The organism is Marinobacter orientalis, assembly GCF_004792665.1.
GTDB classification, from domain to species: Bacteria; Pseudomonadota; Gammaproteobacteria; order Pseudomonadales; family Oleiphilaceae; genus Marinobacter; species Marinobacter orientalis.
This window is the reverse complement of sequence record NZ_SRZX01000001.1, coordinates 1729665-1747031: the sequence shown is the minus strand read 5'-3', so window position 1 is coordinate 1747031 and position 17367 is coordinate 1729665. Positions and strand designations below refer to the sequence as shown.

The window sequence follows — 17367 nt, the reverse complement described above, 5'->3', positions numbered from 1 at the left end:
CCATCTAACCATCCGGTGGCAGACCAATAGCGTGACGGCTATAATGGCTGTTTAACTTTTTTACTTTTACCAGCGAGTTCACAGGGTGTCTATGTCAGGCAATTCGCAGAAATCACGTTTGAAAGACCTCATTGCACGAGGCAAGGAACAAGGTTACCTGACTTACGCCGAGGTAAATGATCACCTCCCGGAAGACATTGCTGACCCGGACCAGGTCGAAGACATCATTCGCATGATCAACGACATGGGTATTCAGGTATCCGAGGTTGCACCGGACGCAGACACACTTCTGATGACCGACGGCGATTCCACCGCCGACGAAGCAGCTGCTGCTGAAGCCGCCGCCGCCCTTGCTGCCGTGGAATCCGACGCTGGTCGCACCACAGACCCCGTCCGCATGTACATGCGGGAAATGGGCACCGTGGAACTGCTGACTCGCGAAGGCGAAATCGTTATCGCCAAGCGCATCGAGGAAGGTATCCGCGATGTCATGGCCGCGGTAGCGCATTTCCCCGGCATCACCGGCACTGTTATCCAGGCCTACGACCGCATCGTCGAGAACGAAGGCCGTCTAAGCGACATTGTATCCGGCTTCCTCGACCCGGACGGCGCCGAACCGTTCATGGACGAAGACAACACTCCGGACACTTCCAGCAGTGCTAGCGACTCATCTGACAGCGATGACGATGACGACAGTGAAGAAGAAACCGAGAGCGGCCCGGATCCGGAAGAAACCCGCCTGCGCTTCGAGCTGCTCAAAGAAAAGCTCGATGCCGCCGACGCGTGCCTGGCCAAATACGGTCGCGGCCACAAGAAGACCCAGGAAGCCCTGAACGAGCTTGGCCAGGTGTTCGCACCCTTCAAGCTGGGCAACAAGGCCTTCGACGAACTGGTGAACGTGGTCCGCTCCACCAACGATCTGGTGCGTGAAAACGAGCGCGCGATCATGAAAATCTGCGTGCGCGAATGCAAGATGCCACGCAAGGATTTCATCAAGTCGTTCCCGGGCAACGAAGTCAGCCTCGACTGGGCGGAGAAAATTTCCCGGAGCAAGAAGCCGTATGCACCGCTGGTTGGCGAGCGCATCGATGAAATCGTGCGCCTGCAGAAGCGCATCGCCAATATCCAGAACGAGGTAGACCTGGACGTTTCCGATATCAAGGAAATCAACCGCCGCGTCTCCATCGGTGAAGCCAAGGCCCGCCGTGCCAAGAAGGAAATGGTGGAAGCCAACCTGCGCCTGGTGATCTCCATTGCCAAGAAGTACACCAACCGCGGCCTGCAGTTCCTGGATCTGATCCAGGAAGGCAACATCGGCCTGATGAAGGCCGTCGACAAGTTCGAATACCGCCGTGGCTACAAGTTTTCCACCTACGCCACCTGGTGGATACGTCAGGCCATCACCCGCTCTATCGCGGACCAGGCGCGCACCATCCGTATTCCGGTGCACATGATCGAGACCATCAACAAGCTCAATCGCATCTCCCGCCAGATGCTCCAGGAGATGGGCCGCGAGCCTACCCCGGAAGAGCTGGGCGAGCGCATGGAAATGCCCGAGGACAAGATCCGCAAGGTATTGAAGATCGCCAAGGAACCGATCTCCATGGAAACCCCGATCGGTGATGACGAAGACAGCCACCTGGGCGATTTCATTGAAGACATCCAGGCCCTGTCGCCGGTCGACTCGGCGACCGCGGAAGGCCTGCGCGAAGCCACCCGCTCCGTGCTCTCCGGCCTGACCGCGCGCGAGTCCAAGGTGCTGCGCATGCGCTTCGGTATCGAAATGAATACCGATCACACCCTGGAAGAAGTAGGCAAGCAGTTCGACGTTACCCGGGAACGAATCCGCCAGATCGAAGCCAAGGCCCTGCGCAAGCTGCGCCACCCTTCCCGCTCCGACCACCTGCGCGGCTTCATTGACGATCAGGGCAACGGATAACACCACAACAGTAGCGGGCGCCACCGGTCACCGGTATAATGGCGCCCGCTTTGTTGCTCCCGCCCGGGAGCAACCTCCAGAAAGCAAACCTTTAAGCAGCATTCGCTGACAAAAGGGCCTATAGCTCAGTTGGTTAGAGCAGAGGACTCATAATCCTTTGGTCCCTGGTTCGAGTCCAGGTGGGCCCACCACTCTCTCAAAATTCAAATTAGCCGCTGTCCATTACTAACTTTATGATCAGTGCTCACCAGAGTTATGGCACCTTCATCGGTCTGGATACCGGTGACCAGGCACTCTGACATGAAGGAACCAATCTGTTTCGGCGGGAAATTGGTCACAGCAAGCACCTGTTTTCCAACCAGCGCCTCTGGATCATACAGGTCAGTAATCTGAGCGCTGGATTTGCGGACGCCAATCTCCGGACCAAAATCCACTTTCAGCTTGTAGGCCGGTTTGCGTGCTTCCGGAAACTCGTTAACCTCAATGATCGTGCCGATTCGCAGTTCTACGTTCTCAAAGTCTTCCCAACTGATCATGCATTGTTTCCCTTATCCCGAAATCGCTTTACTGAAAGCGTCAGCTTCGTATACAAATAGTGTAAGTCCATTAAAAGTAACACAAGGAAAGCAATATGCCCTTCTCAACCGACCATATTGATGAGCTCAATCTGCTTGCCATGTTCGATCTGTCTTCCGCCCAGGAAGGCATCAAGGTTCACCAGCATTCTGCAGCACCAGAGATGGTCACTGCCGCTGAACGACTTCACCACAAGGGCCTGATTACGCAGAAGGATGGCGGTTACCTGACAAGCCTGGGCAGCGAAACACTGGAGCACGCGCAGAGAGTGCTGTCGGTGCTAAGTAGCTGAGGCTTTACAAAACTGTGCTGGGGGCGACGTCAACTTTATTTACACAATCAAGCAGTCATCAGCGAGCGGCTTCACTCATGTCGTTGTTAAAAAAAGCGTTGTTAATGGTGGCATCATTCATGCTTCAAACTCCCTGACGTTAAGGAATACAAACCGGGAGTGAGGGATGATGAAAAATATGAACACAAACACAAAGATTTGGTCACTGATGACAGCGACACTGTTTTCGGGGCTCTTGGTGTCCGGCACAACTACTGCGGCGGAGATTATTTGTACCGATCCGGAACTCAACCACATGTCAATGGATGATTCGCAGGCTTCTGCCTGCCTGGATTCCGGACTAGGTAATCTTCAGGGAGACAGCACTCTAGACCCCTTTTTGAGCGGTGTCGGGAGTGAATACACTTTCCTCGAGAAGTCCACAGGCACATCCAGTCCGACACCGATGTACAGCCTCTCGTACACTGATGAAGACAATGGCTCAGGCACCTGGGAATTTGACAGCAGTGTTTGGGACAGTTATGGCACCATTGCTTTAGGCTTTAAATTCGGTGGTGGTAATGAGCCAGACAACTGGTTCGTTTATGAACTGGTCTCAGGCGTTTCCTCGGGCGACTGGCTCTACGACGCTGAGCAGGGTCAAGGCCTCTCGCATATGAACATCTATGCCAAGGACTCCGTTGAGGTTCCCGAACCTGGCACACTTGCGCTGTTTGGGCTGGGCATTGTCGGCCTTACCCTGACGCGCCGGAAAACCCGCGCCAGTTAATCTGTCAGATTCCTAGACAGCTAGTATATAAACCTCATGGCTCCCCCCAAGGGAGCCATTTTTTGTGGCCCGTAAAGCCAAAAGCGGTTTCCCCCTCTTCTTGATTTCCTGCTAATCTGGTTGCCTGTTGAAACCAACTCCGAAGTCCTGGGCCAGGCGGGGACGGTGTTCCGAAACCGTGCGGAGCCATGGATGGCGGAGCCCGAGCGTACAGGGAGGTATTTACAGCGTGTTTCGGAACACCGTTCCCGCCTGGCCATAATCAGAGTAAGACAATAAAAACCTGTTTGGAGAAACCCATGGAAAACGGCACCCACTTTCGTACCTGCCACCTGTGTGAAGCCATGTGTGGCGTTGCGATCGAGGTCAGGGAGGGCCACATCGCCTCCATCAAGGGCGACGAGGACGACCCGTTAAGCCATGGCCATATCTGCCCCAAGGCGGTGGCGCTTCAGGATCTTCACGAAGACCCGGAGCGGTTGCGCAGGCCGGTCCGCAGAACTGCCGATGGCTGGCAGGAAATGGAGTGGGACGAGGCCTTTGACCTGGTTGCCGACCGCCTTCACAGCGTGCGTAAAGAAAATGGACGCAACAGCATTGGGGCTTACCTGGGCAACCCCAACGTCCACAATCATGGCTCGCTGGTGGCGACCATGCCGTTCCTGCGGGCCCTGGGCACGCAGAACCGCTTTTCGGCCACCTCCAATGACCAGCTGCCCCACATGCTTGCCAGTCTGGAAATGTTCGGGCACCAGATCCTGTTTCCCGTTCCCGATATTGACCGCACTGAGCTGTTCATCTGTATCGGCGCCAACCCCATGGCCTCCAATGGCAGCCTGATGACGGTGCCGGACTTCCGCGGCCGGCTGAAAGCCCTCAAGGGTCGCGGCGGCAGGATGGTCGTAGTGGATCCGCGCCGCACTGAAACCGGCAAACTGGCCGACGAATTCCATTTTATCCGCCCCGGTAGCGATGCTTTGCTGCTGATGGCGATGGTGCGCACACTGTTCGAAGAAAACCTGGTCAACCCTGGCCACGCGGAACCCTGGACAAAGGATGTGGACCTGGTCCGGCTGGCTTCCCTGGGATTCACTGCCGAAGCCGTGAGCGAGCACACCGGCGTGGCGGCTGCAGACATCCGCAACCTGGCCCGACAGCTTGCCACTGCACAGCGCGCCGCCCTTTACACCCGTATGGGCACCAGCACCCAGGCCTTTGGCGGCGTCGCCACCTGGCTGGCTTATGTGCTCAATATCCTGACGGGGAAACTGGACAGCACCGGTGGCGTGATGTTCACCCAGCCGGCGGTCGATCTCATCGCCCTCGGTGGCATGACCGGCCAGCGCGGACACTTTGCCAGACGTTTCAGCCGGGTAAAGAAGTTACCCGAGTTCGGCGGTGAATATCCCTCCAGCACCATTGCTGATGAAATACTGACCCCGGGCGAAGGCCAGATCCGTGCGTTTGTAACCGTGGCCGGTAACCCGGTACTGTCCAGCCCCAATGGTGGTCGCCTCGATGAGGCCTTCGGTAGTCTGGATTTCATGGTGTCGGTGGATTATTACCTCAATGAAACCACCCGCCACGCGGACGTTATTCTGCCGCCAACGGCGGGTCTGGAGCGGAGCCACTACGATCTGATTTTCAGCATGTTCGCGGTACGCAACACTGCCAAATACAGCCCGGCCCTGTTCGATGCCGGCAAGGATAGCCGCCACGACTGGCAGATTCTGCTGGAGCTTGCCCACCGCCTGGAGAAAAAACGGAAACACGGACGGCTGCCGGTGCGGGCGGAAATGGGCTGGCGTGCCTTCAAGCAGATCGGGCCTGACCCGATTCTCGACATGATGTTGCGTACCGGGCCCTACGGCGCCGATATTGGTCGTGTCCGAGGCGTGGTTCAGCCGGCCATTGATCTGGTGATGGATATTCTGCCAGAGCGGCATCCGCTGCGTGGCCTCGCCCGACTCAGCCCGCTGAACCGGCACTGGCAGGATCTGCCCAAGGGGCTTTCTATCAATGCGCTCAAACAGCTGCCCAACGGGGTGGATCTGGGGCCACTTCGCCCCTGCATGCCGGGCCGGCTGTTTACCCGTGATGGCAAAGTGAACCTGGCACCACGACGCTACCTCCGGGATCTGGACCGCCTGCACGCTCTGCTGTCTGCCCCTCCAGCAAATGGCCTGTTACTGATCGGCCGCCGGCACGTTCGCAGTAACAATTCCTGGATGCATAACAGCCGGCGGTTGGTAAAAGGCAAGGAGCGCTGTACCCTGATGATGCATCCTCAGGATGCCTCCCGCTGTGGACTGCAAGCCGGTGATTCGGCCGAGGTCGCCTCCTCTGCGGGCAGAATTGTGCTGCCGGTGGAAATCACCGACGACATCATGGCGGGTGTGGTTTCGGTACCCCATGGCTGGGGCCACCATCGCGACGGCACGCGGCAGTCTGTCGCCATGGCCCATGCCGGGGCGAGTATTAATGATGTCATCAGCGACCAGCAAACAGATCCGCTGGTGGGCACATCCGTACTTAACGGACAGATGGTAAACGTAAAAGTCTGGCGCTCCGAGCGCCCTCGCAAACTGGCCTGAACCTCTGAACGGAGAAATCTATGCCCCTGTGGCTTCAATGGACGTTGATTAGTGCCGGCCTTCTGGCTATTACCCTGCTGGTGGTGTTTATCATCCGCCAGTCCCGTACCCTGCAGGAGAGCAGAAAACGGCAGGCCAAGACCGAGGCGTTCCAGAAGGAACGCCGGGAAAATATGATAGAGAGTATCCGGGTACTGGCGATGGCAGTGGAAGCAGACCAGATGGAATACTCTGAGGCCTGTCTGCGTATCAAGGGGCTATTGGACCACGTCGCCCCTGAACTGCTGGAACAGCCGCCTTTCCGGGTGTTCCAGGAAGTACACGATCTGATCCAGCACATGCCCACTCACCGGGCACGTCAGGGAACCGAGGGCAGATTCGTAGAGAAGATGGACCGGGAAAGACTGGCCGTTGAGCGGGAACACGCGGATGCCATCCGAAGAGCGGCGACGGCCATTCGCCGCCACCCATTCTAGACCCAAAGCCGGGTTGTGGCTGGCTGATCATCACGATCGAACGCATTTTTGTAACATTTTGTAACCGGGCTTCATGGCAAGAGATATGATTAGCTTTACAAATCAATCTCTTCGGTTGCTACTGATATAGGACAACCCGCTCGTTTACCAAACCCCAACAGGACCGGCTTTTATTTCCTTCCGGATTGGCTAAATTTACATCAGAGCGTTGCCATTACCGACCCTGCAATGCTTCTGGTTGTTTTCTCCTGCATACGTTTGGTTTGATCTGCAACAAGCGGGTGAGCTTGCCGGCCTTCGGGCCGGCTTTTTTGGGGTTACTGGCTCATCATACCCGCCATGGCCATGATGCTGTCTTTATTGTGCACCAGTTCGTCAAATTGCCGCTCAACCTTTTGTGCGTCCAGCCCCAGGGACTGGTAGAATTCTGCGGTTACTTCCTCTCCGGCCCCGAGAGCCACACCACGCTCGATCAACAATTGCCGCCCCAGCCATAACAATTTTGCATAGACGGCATGAGGGCCGTCATAGCCCGGGTTTTTCTGGTTACGGATAGCAAGGCAGACTTCGTCCGGCATGCCCCAGTTCTGCATCAACTCTGCTCCGATCTGCTCGCGGGTAACACCCAGCAGATAATGCTCGATCAGCGATGAGTCCATGTGGGGATTGGCTTCCAGAGCCCGGCAAACCAGTTTGAAGTGAGGCGGAAAAACCTGGGCCAGAACCAGGTAGCCGAAGTTATGCAGCAGGCCGGAAAGGTAAGCCAGGCCAAACACCGGGCGCTCACCGCGGGGCATCATGCTGGCCAGAATGCCTGCGGACTGGGCCTGCCAGATGGCCTGCTGCCAGTAGTCCACGTAACCTTCAGGGTGATCCTGGGGCTGTTTCAGGGCGCGGCCAAGGGACAGCCCCATGGCCAGGTTCATGACCAGATCGAACCCCAGAATCCGCGACACCGCATCGTGCACCGATCGCACCTGCCCCGCCGCCGCATAGAAAGACGACGATGCCCAGCTGACTACCTGGGCTGCCAGGCTGGGGTCACTTTCGACCACATCCACCAGATCGCCCATCACAGCGTTGGGGTTGACCCTCAGGTGAATGATCCGCTGTGCGGTTTCAGGCAGCGGAGGCAACTCCAGGGTATCTTCAAGACGCTGCTGGATACGCAGGGTGGTAAATCGCCGGATGGCGGAATGCAACTGGTCCCTGTCGTGCTCGGGGCTATCCAGGTTGACGGCAATGGTGTCCGGTGCCACTGCGAACGCCCGTCTTTCGGCGGAAGCTGTCATTGTCCTGAATTCGTCGCCAGGCATGACCAGGCACAGATCCTGGTCACCCAGCATCAATGCAACAGAGGCCTGCTCATCCACGCGGCTATCCACCACCGTGGGCCAGCCTGTCAGGGAAGGCAGCGCAGGCAGTTCCGCCAGGCCGGACCGCTCCTGTACGCGGACCCGCTCACGCTGCTTCATTACCCGCAGATCCCGGCCAAGGTCTTTATTCAGGGCATTGATATCAAGCAGATCCCCCTGACGACAAATCGCCTGGAGGTTTCCCTGTTCGTCGCTGAGCAGCACCATACGCAGCAACTCATCGCCTCCTGCCTGGCTAACGTCCCGTAAAGAAACACCGGCGGCTGAATCGCCCAGTGCCTGGCGGACTGCGACAGGTAGCTCCATAAGTCTCTCCCCAACTATTGACTGTGCCCCGCGGTGCACATTGATTATCGTTCAGTATAGGGTACAAACAACGACCCAGCGTTGACTTCAGCCGGTTTCTGACCGCATTTCGCGCTAACCGGCTACCGGTTATACGTCGCCATAACGAATACGCTCACCCAGCCAGCGCCGAATCAGGCCATTCACCACGGCCGGCTGGTTCATCAGGGCCGGCGCCATTTCACGCACCGGCTCAATCCAGCCCTTGTCCCGCTCGAAATCTGCCAGACGGAACTGCATCATGCCGGTCTGGCGGGTGCCCAGCACTTCGCCCGGGCCACGTATTTCCAGATCTTTTTCCGCGATCACGAAGCCATCCTGGCTGTCTCTGAGGGCCTGCAGCCGTGCCTTGCCGTTAAGCGACAGTGGAGGATGGTACATCAGCACGCAAAAACTGGCCTCTCCCCCACGGCCAACCCGGCCCCTCAGCTGGTGCAACTGGGCCAGGCCCAGACGCTCCGGATTCTCGATAATAATCAGCGAGGCGTTGGGCACATCGACGCCCACCTCAATCACCGTGGTAGCCACCAGAAGATCCAGCTCACCGTCCTTGAACTGTGCCATAACGGCCGCCTTCTCCGCGGCTTTCAGGCGACCGTGAACCAGGCCCACTTTCAGGTCCGGTAATCGCACGGCCAGTTCCTCTGCAGTCACTTCCGCTGCCTGGCACTGCAACGCCTCGGACTCTTCAATCAGTGTACATACCCAGTAAGCCTGCCGGCCTTCCCTGCAGGCCTTGCGCACACGGTCGGTAACGTCATCGCGCCGGCTATCGGGGATGGCGATGGTCTCTATGGGCTTGCGGCCCGGGGGCAGTTCATCAATCACCGAGGTGTCCAGATCGGCGTAGGCGCTCATGGCCAGCGTACGCGGAATCGGGGTGGCCGTCATGATCAGCTGGTGAGGAGCCATGGTGCCGCCAACGCCTTTCTCTCTCAGGGCGAGCCGCTGGTGCACCCCGAAGCGGTGTTGCTCATCCACAATGACCAGTGCCAGACGGCTGAAAGCAACCTCTTCCTGGAACAGCGCGTGAGTGCCGATAACCACGGCCGCCTCACCGCTGCCAACCGCCTCCAGGGCTTGCTTTCTCGCGTTGCCCTTGATCTTTCCCGACAGCCACGCCAGCTGAATGCCCAGCGGCTCCAGCCAGCCACGGAAGTTCTGGTAATGCTGTTCCGCCAGTATTTCGGTAGGCGCCATCAGGGCCACCTGAACGCCGGCACCGATTGCCTGAAGCGCGGCCAACGCAGCGACCACGGTTTTGCCAGAGCCCACATCCCCCTGCACCAGCCGCAACATGGGGATCGGCTGACTCAGGTCCTGGCGGATTTCACTCATCACATGGCGCTGGGCACCGGTAAGCCTGAATGGAAGCAGGTCGAGAAAACGTTGCGGCAGATCTCCGGTGGGCAGTAATGGCAGGGCTTCCCGGGCCTGGACCTGCTGTCTTACCTTCAGCAGGCTGAGCTGATGGGCCAGTAACTCTTCCATCACCAGACGTTGCTGGGCCGGATGGCGGCCTTCCATCAACAGGTGGACCGGAGCACTGGCCGGCGGTGAATGCACCAGCTCCACCGCATCGGTAATACCGGGCAACTGATAGCTCGCCAGCCACTCGGCCGGCAGCCACTCGCGGATGGGGTAACGTTTCAGGTAGCCCAGAGCCTGCTGGCACAGGCTGCGCACCCTGGGCTGCTGGATGCCCTCGGTCAGGGGATAGACCGGCGTCAGCGTGGCTTCGCCCTGTGCCGGCATTGGCGGCGGATTGACCTGGTATTCCGGGTGATAGAGCTCGTAGCCGGCACGACCCGGCCGTACCTCACCGAAACAGCGCACCCGTGTGCCTTCTGTTAACTGGTTCTTCTGGGCGGCGTTGAAGTGGAAGAAACGCATGACCAGAAAGCCGCTGTTATCCTTTAAAGTGACCTGCAGGCTGCGACGACGACCCATGACCAGGTCGGATTTCATTACTTCGCCTTCCACGACGCCAACATCGCCGATACGAAGACTGCCCATGGGGACGATGCGGGTGCGGTCCTCGTAACGGTGCGGAAGATGGAAAAGCAGATCCTGAAGCGATCCTATGCCCAGCTTCAACAGTTTTTCCGCGAGGGCATCGCCGACGCCCTTCAGAGTGGTAACCGGGATGTCATCCAGAGACGTCATAGTTCCGCTCAGGCGGTTGCGGCCGCAGCCGGGGTTTCAATCTTCGCTTTCTCGATCACCCGGCACTGGCTCGCCGCCAGCGAAAGCACATCAATCGCTTTTGGTCGCGGGAAGGTCACTCGCCAGGCCAGCGCCACGGTGCGAAATGGCACCGGAGCTGCAAAGGGCCTGACCGCAAGGATGCTCTCGTCATACTGCATCGCTGTAGCGGCAGACAGGGGCAGTACAGTAATACCCAGGCCGGAGGCGACCATATGGCGAATGGTCTCCAGGGAACTGCCCTCGGTAACCAGTGACGGCGCCTGGGCGTTGGGATTGCGGGTGACCGCATCCACCAGCGGCGGGCAGGACTCCAGCACCTGGTCACGGAAACAGTGGCCCGGACCAAGTAGCAGTAGCTGCTCCCGGGCCAGCTCTTCCGCGGTCAGGCTCTCGCGCCCGGTGAGCGGGTGATTCCCCGGCAGCAGCACAACAAAGGGTTCATCGTAGAGCGGCAGGGTAACCACTTCCGGCTCTTCAAACGGCAGCGCGATGATAATGGCGTCGAGGTCCGACTGGCGAAGCTTCTGGCGCAGTGTCGCGGTATAGTTTTCCTCGATATAGAGAGGCATGTCCGGTGCCGCCCGGCGCAATTCCGGCAACAGGTGGGGGAACAGGTAGGGCCCGATGGTGTAGATGGCACCCACTTTCAGGGGCGCATTAAGCTGGTTTTTGCCGTCCTGGGCCATATCACGGATAACGCCGACCTGGTCCAGAACCCGCTGCGACTGCTCGATAATCCGCTTGCCGGTTTCGGTAACCCGGATGCTGTTTTTGCTGCGCTCAAACAGGGGAATACCCAGTTCGTCTTCCAGCTTCTTGACCGCCACACTGAGAGTGGGCTGGCTGACATGACAACGCTCGGCGGCGCGGCCAAAATGCCTTTCCCGTGCGAGAGTAACAACGTATCTTAGCTCGGTAAGAGTCATGGTGGGCTCCGGTCAGATGTCTTCCAGCTCAGGGCGCAGTCGAACGCCCTTTATTTATTAGCCAAAGCATAAGGATTGATATTGCCTATGGCAATCACTGAACACAAGCAAACACCGCGCATACTGGTTGCCGGTTGCGGCAAACTCGGAGGAGCCATTGCCGAAACCCTTTCCCGCCAGGCCGAGGTATTCGGTTTAAGACGCAATCCGGCCCGGATTCCGCAAACAGTTCACGCTCTCGGCGCCGACCTCATGGACCGGGCGCAGGTTGAATCGGTCCTGCCGGATAATCTCGATATCCTGATCTATTGCCTGACGCCCTCCAGTTACGATGAGGAGGGCTATCGCAACGCCTACGTTCATGGCCTGGAGAATCTGCTGGCAGCTCTCGGCTCCCAACCCCTCAAGCGAGTGATCTTCGTCAGTAGCAGCAGTGTCTATTCCCAGAACGACGACTCCTGGGTTGACGAAACCAGCCCCACAGAGCCTGCCCGCTTCAGCGGCCAGATGGTACTTGAGGGTGAGCAGACAGCTCTGGACAGTGGCAACCCGGCAACCGTCATACGTTTCAGCGGTATTTACGGGCCCACTCGCCAGCAGTTTCTGGAAGCAGTTATAAACGGACGCATGGACCCGGTCTCCCCTGCCCCGTTCAGCAACCGGATTCATGAGACTGATGCCGTAGCAGCCGTATGCCACCTGGTGAACCTGGCGCTGGAGGGGGAACCGCTGGAAGAGTGTTATCTGGCCAGCGACTGTGAGCCTGTTCGACTGGATGAAGTAGTAGCCTGGGTAAGGGAGCAGGTGCCCTGTGCCGCTCCGCAGCCTGATGCCCGGAGGGGTGGCCGCGCAGGCAGCAAGCGCTGCAGTAACAAACGTTTGCTGGAGACGGGATTTCGCTTCCGCTACCCCGACTTCCGGGCAGGTTATCAGGAACTGATTGCCTGGCAGAAATAGAAAAGGCGGCCTGCAGCGGGCCGCCTCATCGATTCGTCAGTGCCGGCGCCTCAACTCAGCACCATCACCGCTTCCATCTCCACCGGAACGCCCTTGGGCAGAGCCGCTACGCCGACAGCGGCGCGGGCGGGGTATGGCTCCGGGAAATAAGTGGCCATGATCTCGTTCACCGTGGCGAAATTGCTCAGGTCCGTCATATAGATGTTGAGTTTGACGATGTCCTTGAGCTCACCACCGGCGGCCTCGCACACCGCCTTCAGGTTTTCGAACACCTGACGGGTCTTGGCGGCGAAATCGCCCGCTACTACTTCCATGGTTTCCGGCACCAGCGGAATCTGCCCGGAAACGTAGACAGTGTCGCCAGCCTTGACGGCCTGGGAATAGGTACCGATAGCCTGCGGTGCATTTTCGGTCTGGATTATGGATTTGTTGGTCATGAGCTTGGGACCCTCTGTTTCAAAACGCCAATCGTCACCCCTGGACGGCCAGCCTGTCAACACGCTGAACCTCGCGCCTCGGGCCTGTCGATCAGCAGTTGCCTCAATGCCTCACCCGGTTAATATGGGTAACAGCGCGAATATTCCTGATCCGCCGCATCACTCTGGCCAGATGCCGGCGCCCGTTAACATGAACTACAAGGCTGACAATTCCCAGTCTGGCGTTCTGCTCTTCCACATTGATACGTTCAATATTGCCATCCGCCATGGCGACGGCGTTGGCCAGTTCTGCAATGACCCCTCGCTGGCGTTCCAGCTCTACCCGTAACTCAACTGAAAACTCGTTGGCAATATCCTTGGCCCACTTCAGGTGGGTCAGGCGCGCCCGGCTATCGCCGTCTTCCGGCAATTTGGAGCAGGTATCCGAGTGGATGACCATGCCTTTTCCGGAGTCCATGACACCCACCACCGGATCTCCCGGGATGGGTTTGCAACAGCTGGCAAAGCGGACTACCAGGCCTTCAGTACCGCGAATTGTGACCGGGGTGTTATCCGCTTTGTCCATGACAGGAGCCGACGCAGTATCCGCAGCCTGGTCTTCGGCGTCGCCGCTGACAAGCTGACGGGCGACAAGGTACGCCATGCGGTTGCCCAGGCCAATATCGCTGACCAGATCCTCAAAGCTGTTTACCTGGTTGTGCCTGACCACTGTCCCGATCTGAGACTCGCTGATGCGGGACAGGCTGGTGCCGAAACCCTTGAGGGATTTCTTCAGCAGGGTTTTGCCCAGTTCCAGAGATTCTGCGCGCTTCTGATTTTTGAGTAAGTGGCGAATACTGCTGCGGGCTTTTCCGGTAACCACAAAACTGAGCCAGGCCGGGTTGGGCCGTGCGCCCGGTGCAGTAATGATTTCCACGGTCTGGCCACTCTGCAGCGGTTGGCTCAGTGAACCCAGAGTGCGGTTAATGCGGCAGGCCACGCAGGCGTTGCCAATGTCCGTGTGAATGGCATACGCGAAGTCCACCGGCGTGGCGCCGCTGGGCAATTCCATGATCTTGCCCTTGGGAGTGAACACGTAGATCTCGTCCGGGAACAGGTCTACCTTGACATGTTCAATGAACTCAAGAGAGTCGTCCGCACGCTCGCGCATTTCCATCAGGCCCTGCACCCATTGGTCCACACGCCGCTGATTGACACTGGTAACACCGGAGGGCTCGTTCTTGTACATCCAGTGGGCGGCGATACCATTATTGGCGATGTGTTCCATCTCCTCGGTACGGATCTGGATTTCGATGTTCACATGCATGCCGAACAGGGTGGTATGCAGAGACTGATAGCCATTGGCCTTGGGCATGGCAATGTAATCCTTGAAACGGCCCGGCAGCGGCTTGTAAAGGCTGTGTACGGCGCCAAGGATGCGGTAACAGTCGTCTTCGGTGTCGGTAATGATGCGGAACGCGTACACATCCATGATTTCGTGGAAAGACTTCTGCTTGAACTTCATCTTGTTGTAGATGCTGTTCAGGTGCTTTTCCCGGCCCAGGATCCGTCCCGGCAAACTGCGCTCTTCCAGCTTCTCCTCCAGCTTGCCCCGGATGTCGTCAATGATTTCCCGGTGGCTGCCCCGCAGTTTTGCCACTGCTTTGGAAATGTATTTCGAGCGCATCGGATACAGCGAGGCAAAACCGAGGTCTTCCAGCTCCGTACAGATGGAATGCATGCCAAGTCGGTTGGCAATCGGCGCATAGATATCCAGGGTTTCGTTGGCAATTCGCTGGCGTTTTTCATAGGGCATCGGGCCCAGTGTGCGCATGTTGTGAAGGCGGTCCGCCAGCTTGACCAGTATCACGCGGATGTCCCGCGCCATGGCCAGGGTCATTTTCTGGAAGTTCTCGGCCTGGGCTTCGGCCCGGGAACGGAATTCAATCTGGGTCAGCTTGCTGACACCATCCACCAGCTCAGCCACATCTTCACCAAACTGGTCTGCCAGTGCATCCTTGGGAATGCCCGTGTCTTCAATGACGTCGTGGAGCATGGCCGCCATCAGGCTCTGGTGGTCCAGCTTCAGGCCAGCGAGGATGTGGGCAACCGCCAGCGGGTGAGTAATATAGCGATCACCGCTTTTGCGCATCTGCCCTTCATGGGCCTGTTCGGCATAATAGTAGGCTCTTCGCACCTGGTTGATGCGATTGGTATCAAGATAGGTGCTGAGCTCACTGGCCAGCACATCAACCGTTGCCTCTGCCGACACCGCGCCTCCGTGGGAATCATAAATATCAGGGACAAAAAAACCCGAATGCATGCATCCGGGTCCTTCCGACGTTCTTACGTAATGCTTATAGATACACTATAAAACCGCAAGAACAGATTTCAATGCCTTCGCCCGGCCCAGCGGAAAAATATTCCGGTTTTCAGCCGCCTTCAGCCTTAATCTTCGTCATCTTCCTTGAGAAGATCGCGGGAGATCTTGCCCTCGGCGATTTCGCGCAGAGCAATTACGGTTGGCTTGTCATTCTCTTCAGGAACCAGCGGCTCAAAGCCCTTGGTCGCGATCTGGCGGGCGCGCTTGGTGGCCAGCATAACCAGCTGGAACCGGTTATCAACGTGTTCAAGGCAATCTTCAACGGTAACTCGTGCCATAACTTCCCCGACAATAGCAATGATGACTGATTTCAGCAGACCGCGTAGTGTAATGATACCGGCTCAATTTGTATACAGCTAAAAAGCCGTGCTCAGCGATGCTCAGACAGCCGGATCAGCAAGTCGCAATGCCTGAGCTGTTGTGCCTGCATGCGCAGGCGATGGCAGCGAACAATCGATAACAGGTCACCCAGCGCGACGTTGAAATCGTCGTTGACTACCAGGTAGTCGAACTCCACCGCGTGGCTGCACTCGTCCGCCGCTTCGTTCAGGCGCCTCTCCACCACCTCCGACGCATCCGTCCCACGCCCGTTCAGACGCTTCCTCAGCGCTTCTGGTGATGGCGGCACGATAAAAATACTGACGCAGTCCGGCATCAGACGGCGTATCTGTTCCGCACCCTGCCAGTCGATCTCCAGAATCACATCCTGCCCCCTGGCCAGGGTCTGTCTTACCCAGACCTGGGAGGTACCGTAGTAATTCCCGAACACATCCGCGTGTTCCAGAAAATCGCCCCGGGCAATCATAGCCTCAAATTCTTCACGGCTGACAAAATGGTAGTTTACGCCATCCTGCTCGCCTTCACGCACGGGCCGCGTAGTGTGGGACACGGAAACGCCGAGCTTCCCGTCCTGCTTCAGCATTTCCGCCACCAGGCTGGTTTTACCGGCACCCGACGGCGCGGAAATGACATAAAGCGTGCCTTGTTCTGATTCCTGGCTCATGGGCAAACAACTCCGGACCCTGACGGGTTTTCAACTGGCGCGGGACAACCCGCCTGCCGCAGTAACAATGAGGGCAGGATTATACGGTCTTTGCTCGCCCCCCGCACCCAACGGGCATCACTCCAGATTCTGCACCTGCTCGCGCATCTGCTCGATAAGCACTTTCAGGTCCACAGCCGCCCTGGTCACCCGGGCGTCGATGCTTTTGCTGCTGAGCGTATTGGCCTCGCGGTTAAGCTCCTGCATCAGGAAATCCAGCCGCCGGCCGATGGCGTCATCCCCCTGGAGCGTTTCCGAGACTTCACTGATGTGGGCATCCAGCCGGTCCAGCTCCTCGGCCACGTCGCTTTTCTGCGCCAGCATTACCATTTCCTGGGCAATGCGATCCGCATCGATCTCAACCTTCGCCTGTTCGAAGCGGTTTTTCAGCTGTTCTTCCTGGGCACGAAGCAGTTCCGGCATGCGCTCCCGAACCTCGGCAACCAGTTTGCCCATGGTGGCAAGCCGGTCGTCAAAAAGCGGGCGCAAGCGCTCCCCTTCGCGCTCCCTGACTGCCACCAGCTCATTCATGGTGCGCTCAAACAGCTCTCCAGCCGCCTTGCGGGCCGGGCCATAGTCCTGTTCGGTGGAGGCCAAGACCCCGGGCCACTTGAGGACATCCAGGGCACTCACATGCGCCGGGTTATCCAGCATCCTGTTGATGTGGTTCGCCGCCTCATTCACCGCATGGGCCACCTCCTCGTTTATCTCGAAGCCCTGAGACGCAGTTTCGGTCGTCTGCAGGCGAAAGGCCACATCCACCTTGCCCCGGCCCAGCTTTTTGCGAAGCTGATCGCGAAACGTGTTTTCCAGTTCCCTGAGCGCCTCCGGCAATCGGAAGGACGGCTCCAGATAGCGATGGTTGACAGTGCGAATCTCGCAGGTCAGCGTGCCCCAGTCCTCCTGGGTGTCCTGGCGGGCAAAGGCCGTCATACTTCTGATCATGGTGACTCCGCATTTGCAAAGAAGCAGGATTTCCAGTTTAGCAGGGTGACCGCATGCACAGCGAACAGACGCCCTCAAGTGCGTGTTATACTCCGCAATCTTTCGACATTGCAATCAATCCGG

15 protein-coding genes and 1 tRNA gene are annotated in these 17367 nt (G+C 58.1%); 7 read left to right on the top strand and 9 right to left on the bottom strand.

Annotation, left to right across the window (positions count from 1 at the left end; translation table 11 throughout):
* Positions 1–91: 91 nt before the first annotated feature.
* Together rpoD and DIT72_RS08085 are read left to right on the top strand one after the other, a co-directional pair.
* On the top strand, positions 92–1939 hold the full coding sequence (gene rpoD, locus DIT72_RS08090; RefSeq protein ID WP_135954639.1) for an RNA polymerase sigma factor RpoD: 1848 nt from the start codon (positions 92–94) through the stop codon (positions 1937–1939).
* Between the two features lie 114 nt (positions 1940–2053).
* Positions 2054–2130, top strand: a tRNA-Ile gene (locus DIT72_RS08085).
* A gap of 12 nt (positions 2131–2142) precedes the next feature.
* Here the strand turns inward: DIT72_RS08085 and DIT72_RS08080 are convergent.
* A complete protein-coding gene (locus DIT72_RS08080) occupies positions 2143–2475 on the bottom strand; it encodes a tRNA-binding protein (RefSeq protein WP_135954638.1) in 333 nt (110 codons plus the stop codon).
* 95 nt (positions 2476–2570) lie between these two features.
* Here DIT72_RS08080 and DIT72_RS08075 point away from each other — a divergent pair, with 95 nt between their 5' ends.
* The 4 genes from DIT72_RS08075 to DIT72_RS08060 all read left to right on the top strand — a co-directional run bounded on the left by DIT72_RS08075 (position 2571) and on the right by DIT72_RS08060 (position 6646).
* Positions 2571–2807 carry a TIGR02647 family protein gene (locus DIT72_RS08075; protein WP_135954637.1) on the top strand — a complete coding sequence of 79 codons (237 nt, stop codon included), beginning with the start codon at positions 2571–2573 and terminating at the stop codon, positions 2805–2807.
* 166 nt (positions 2808–2973) lie between these two features.
* Positions 2974–3576, top strand: a complete 603-nt coding sequence (locus tag DIT72_RS08070; protein ID WP_135954636.1) for a PEP-CTERM sorting domain-containing protein — start codon at positions 2974–2976, stop codon at positions 3574–3576.
* A 299-nt stretch (positions 3577–3875) separates the two neighbouring features.
* Positions 3876–6170, top strand: coding sequence for a molybdopterin-dependent oxidoreductase (locus DIT72_RS08065; RefSeq protein WP_135954635.1), 2295 nt, complete (start codon positions 3876–3878; stop codon positions 6168–6170).
* Positions 6171–6190: 20 nt separating this feature from the next.
* Positions 6191–6646: a DUF2489 domain-containing protein gene (locus tag DIT72_RS08060; protein ID WP_135954634.1), complete on the top strand. Its 456-nt coding sequence runs from the start codon at positions 6191–6193 to the stop codon at positions 6644–6646.
* Between the two features lie 317 nt (positions 6647–6963).
* Here DIT72_RS08060 and DIT72_RS08055 read toward each other — a convergent pair whose 3' ends face one another.
* From DIT72_RS08055 to DIT72_RS08045, 3 genes are all read right to left on the bottom strand, one after another.
* The gene (locus DIT72_RS08055; RefSeq protein ID WP_135954633.1) at positions 6964–8328 is read right to left on the bottom strand and encodes an HDOD domain-containing protein; all 1365 of its coding nucleotides are present in this window, start codon (positions 8326–8328) and stop codon (positions 6964–6966) included.
* Between the two features lie 129 nt (positions 8329–8457).
* A complete protein-coding gene (gene recG, locus DIT72_RS08050) occupies positions 8458–10533 on the bottom strand; it encodes an ATP-dependent DNA helicase RecG (protein ID WP_135954632.1) in 2076 nt (691 codons plus the stop codon).
* Positions 10534–10541: 8 nt separating this feature from the next.
* Positions 10542–11501 (bottom strand): hydrogen peroxide-inducible genes activator, encoded by a 960-nt coding sequence (locus tag DIT72_RS08045; RefSeq protein ID WP_135954631.1) that lies wholly within the window; start codon positions 11499–11501, stop codon positions 10542–10544.
* A gap of 87 nt (positions 11502–11588) precedes the next feature.
* Between DIT72_RS08045 and DIT72_RS08040 the strand changes: the two genes are divergently transcribed.
* Complete coding sequence (locus tag DIT72_RS08040) at positions 11589–12458, top strand: NAD-dependent epimerase/dehydratase family protein (RefSeq protein ID WP_135954630.1); 870 nt, start codon at positions 11589–11591, stop codon at positions 12456–12458.
* A 50-nt stretch (positions 12459–12508) separates the two neighbouring features.
* Here the strand turns inward: DIT72_RS08040 and DIT72_RS08035 are convergent, their stop codons facing one another.
* The 5 genes from DIT72_RS08035 to DIT72_RS08015 all read right to left on the bottom strand — a co-directional run bounded on the left by DIT72_RS08035 (position 12509) and on the right by DIT72_RS08015 (position 17244).
* A complete protein-coding gene (locus DIT72_RS08035; protein WP_135954629.1) occupies positions 12509–12895 on the bottom strand; it encodes a RidA family protein in 387 nt (128 codons plus the stop codon).
* A gap of 103 nt (positions 12896–12998) precedes the next feature.
* A complete protein-coding gene (locus tag DIT72_RS08030) occupies positions 12999–15146 on the bottom strand; it encodes a RelA/SpoT family protein (RefSeq protein WP_135954774.1) in 2148 nt (715 codons plus the stop codon).
* A gap of 176 nt (positions 15147–15322) precedes the next feature.
* Positions 15323–15535, bottom strand: coding sequence for a DNA-directed RNA polymerase subunit omega (gene rpoZ / locus DIT72_RS08025; protein ID WP_135954628.1), 213 nt, complete (start codon positions 15533–15535; stop codon positions 15323–15325).
* Between the two features lie 92 nt (positions 15536–15627).
* Positions 15628–16260: a guanylate kinase gene (gmk, locus tag DIT72_RS08020; protein ID WP_135954627.1), complete on the bottom strand. Its 633-nt coding sequence runs from the start codon at positions 16258–16260 to the stop codon at positions 15628–15630.
* Positions 16261–16377: 117 nt separating this feature from the next.
* Positions 16378–17244 carry a YicC/YloC family endoribonuclease gene (locus tag DIT72_RS08015; protein ID WP_135954626.1) on the bottom strand — a complete coding sequence of 289 codons (867 nt, stop codon included), beginning with the start codon at positions 17242–17244 and terminating at the stop codon, positions 16378–16380.
* Positions 17245–17367: the final 123 nt, after the last annotated feature.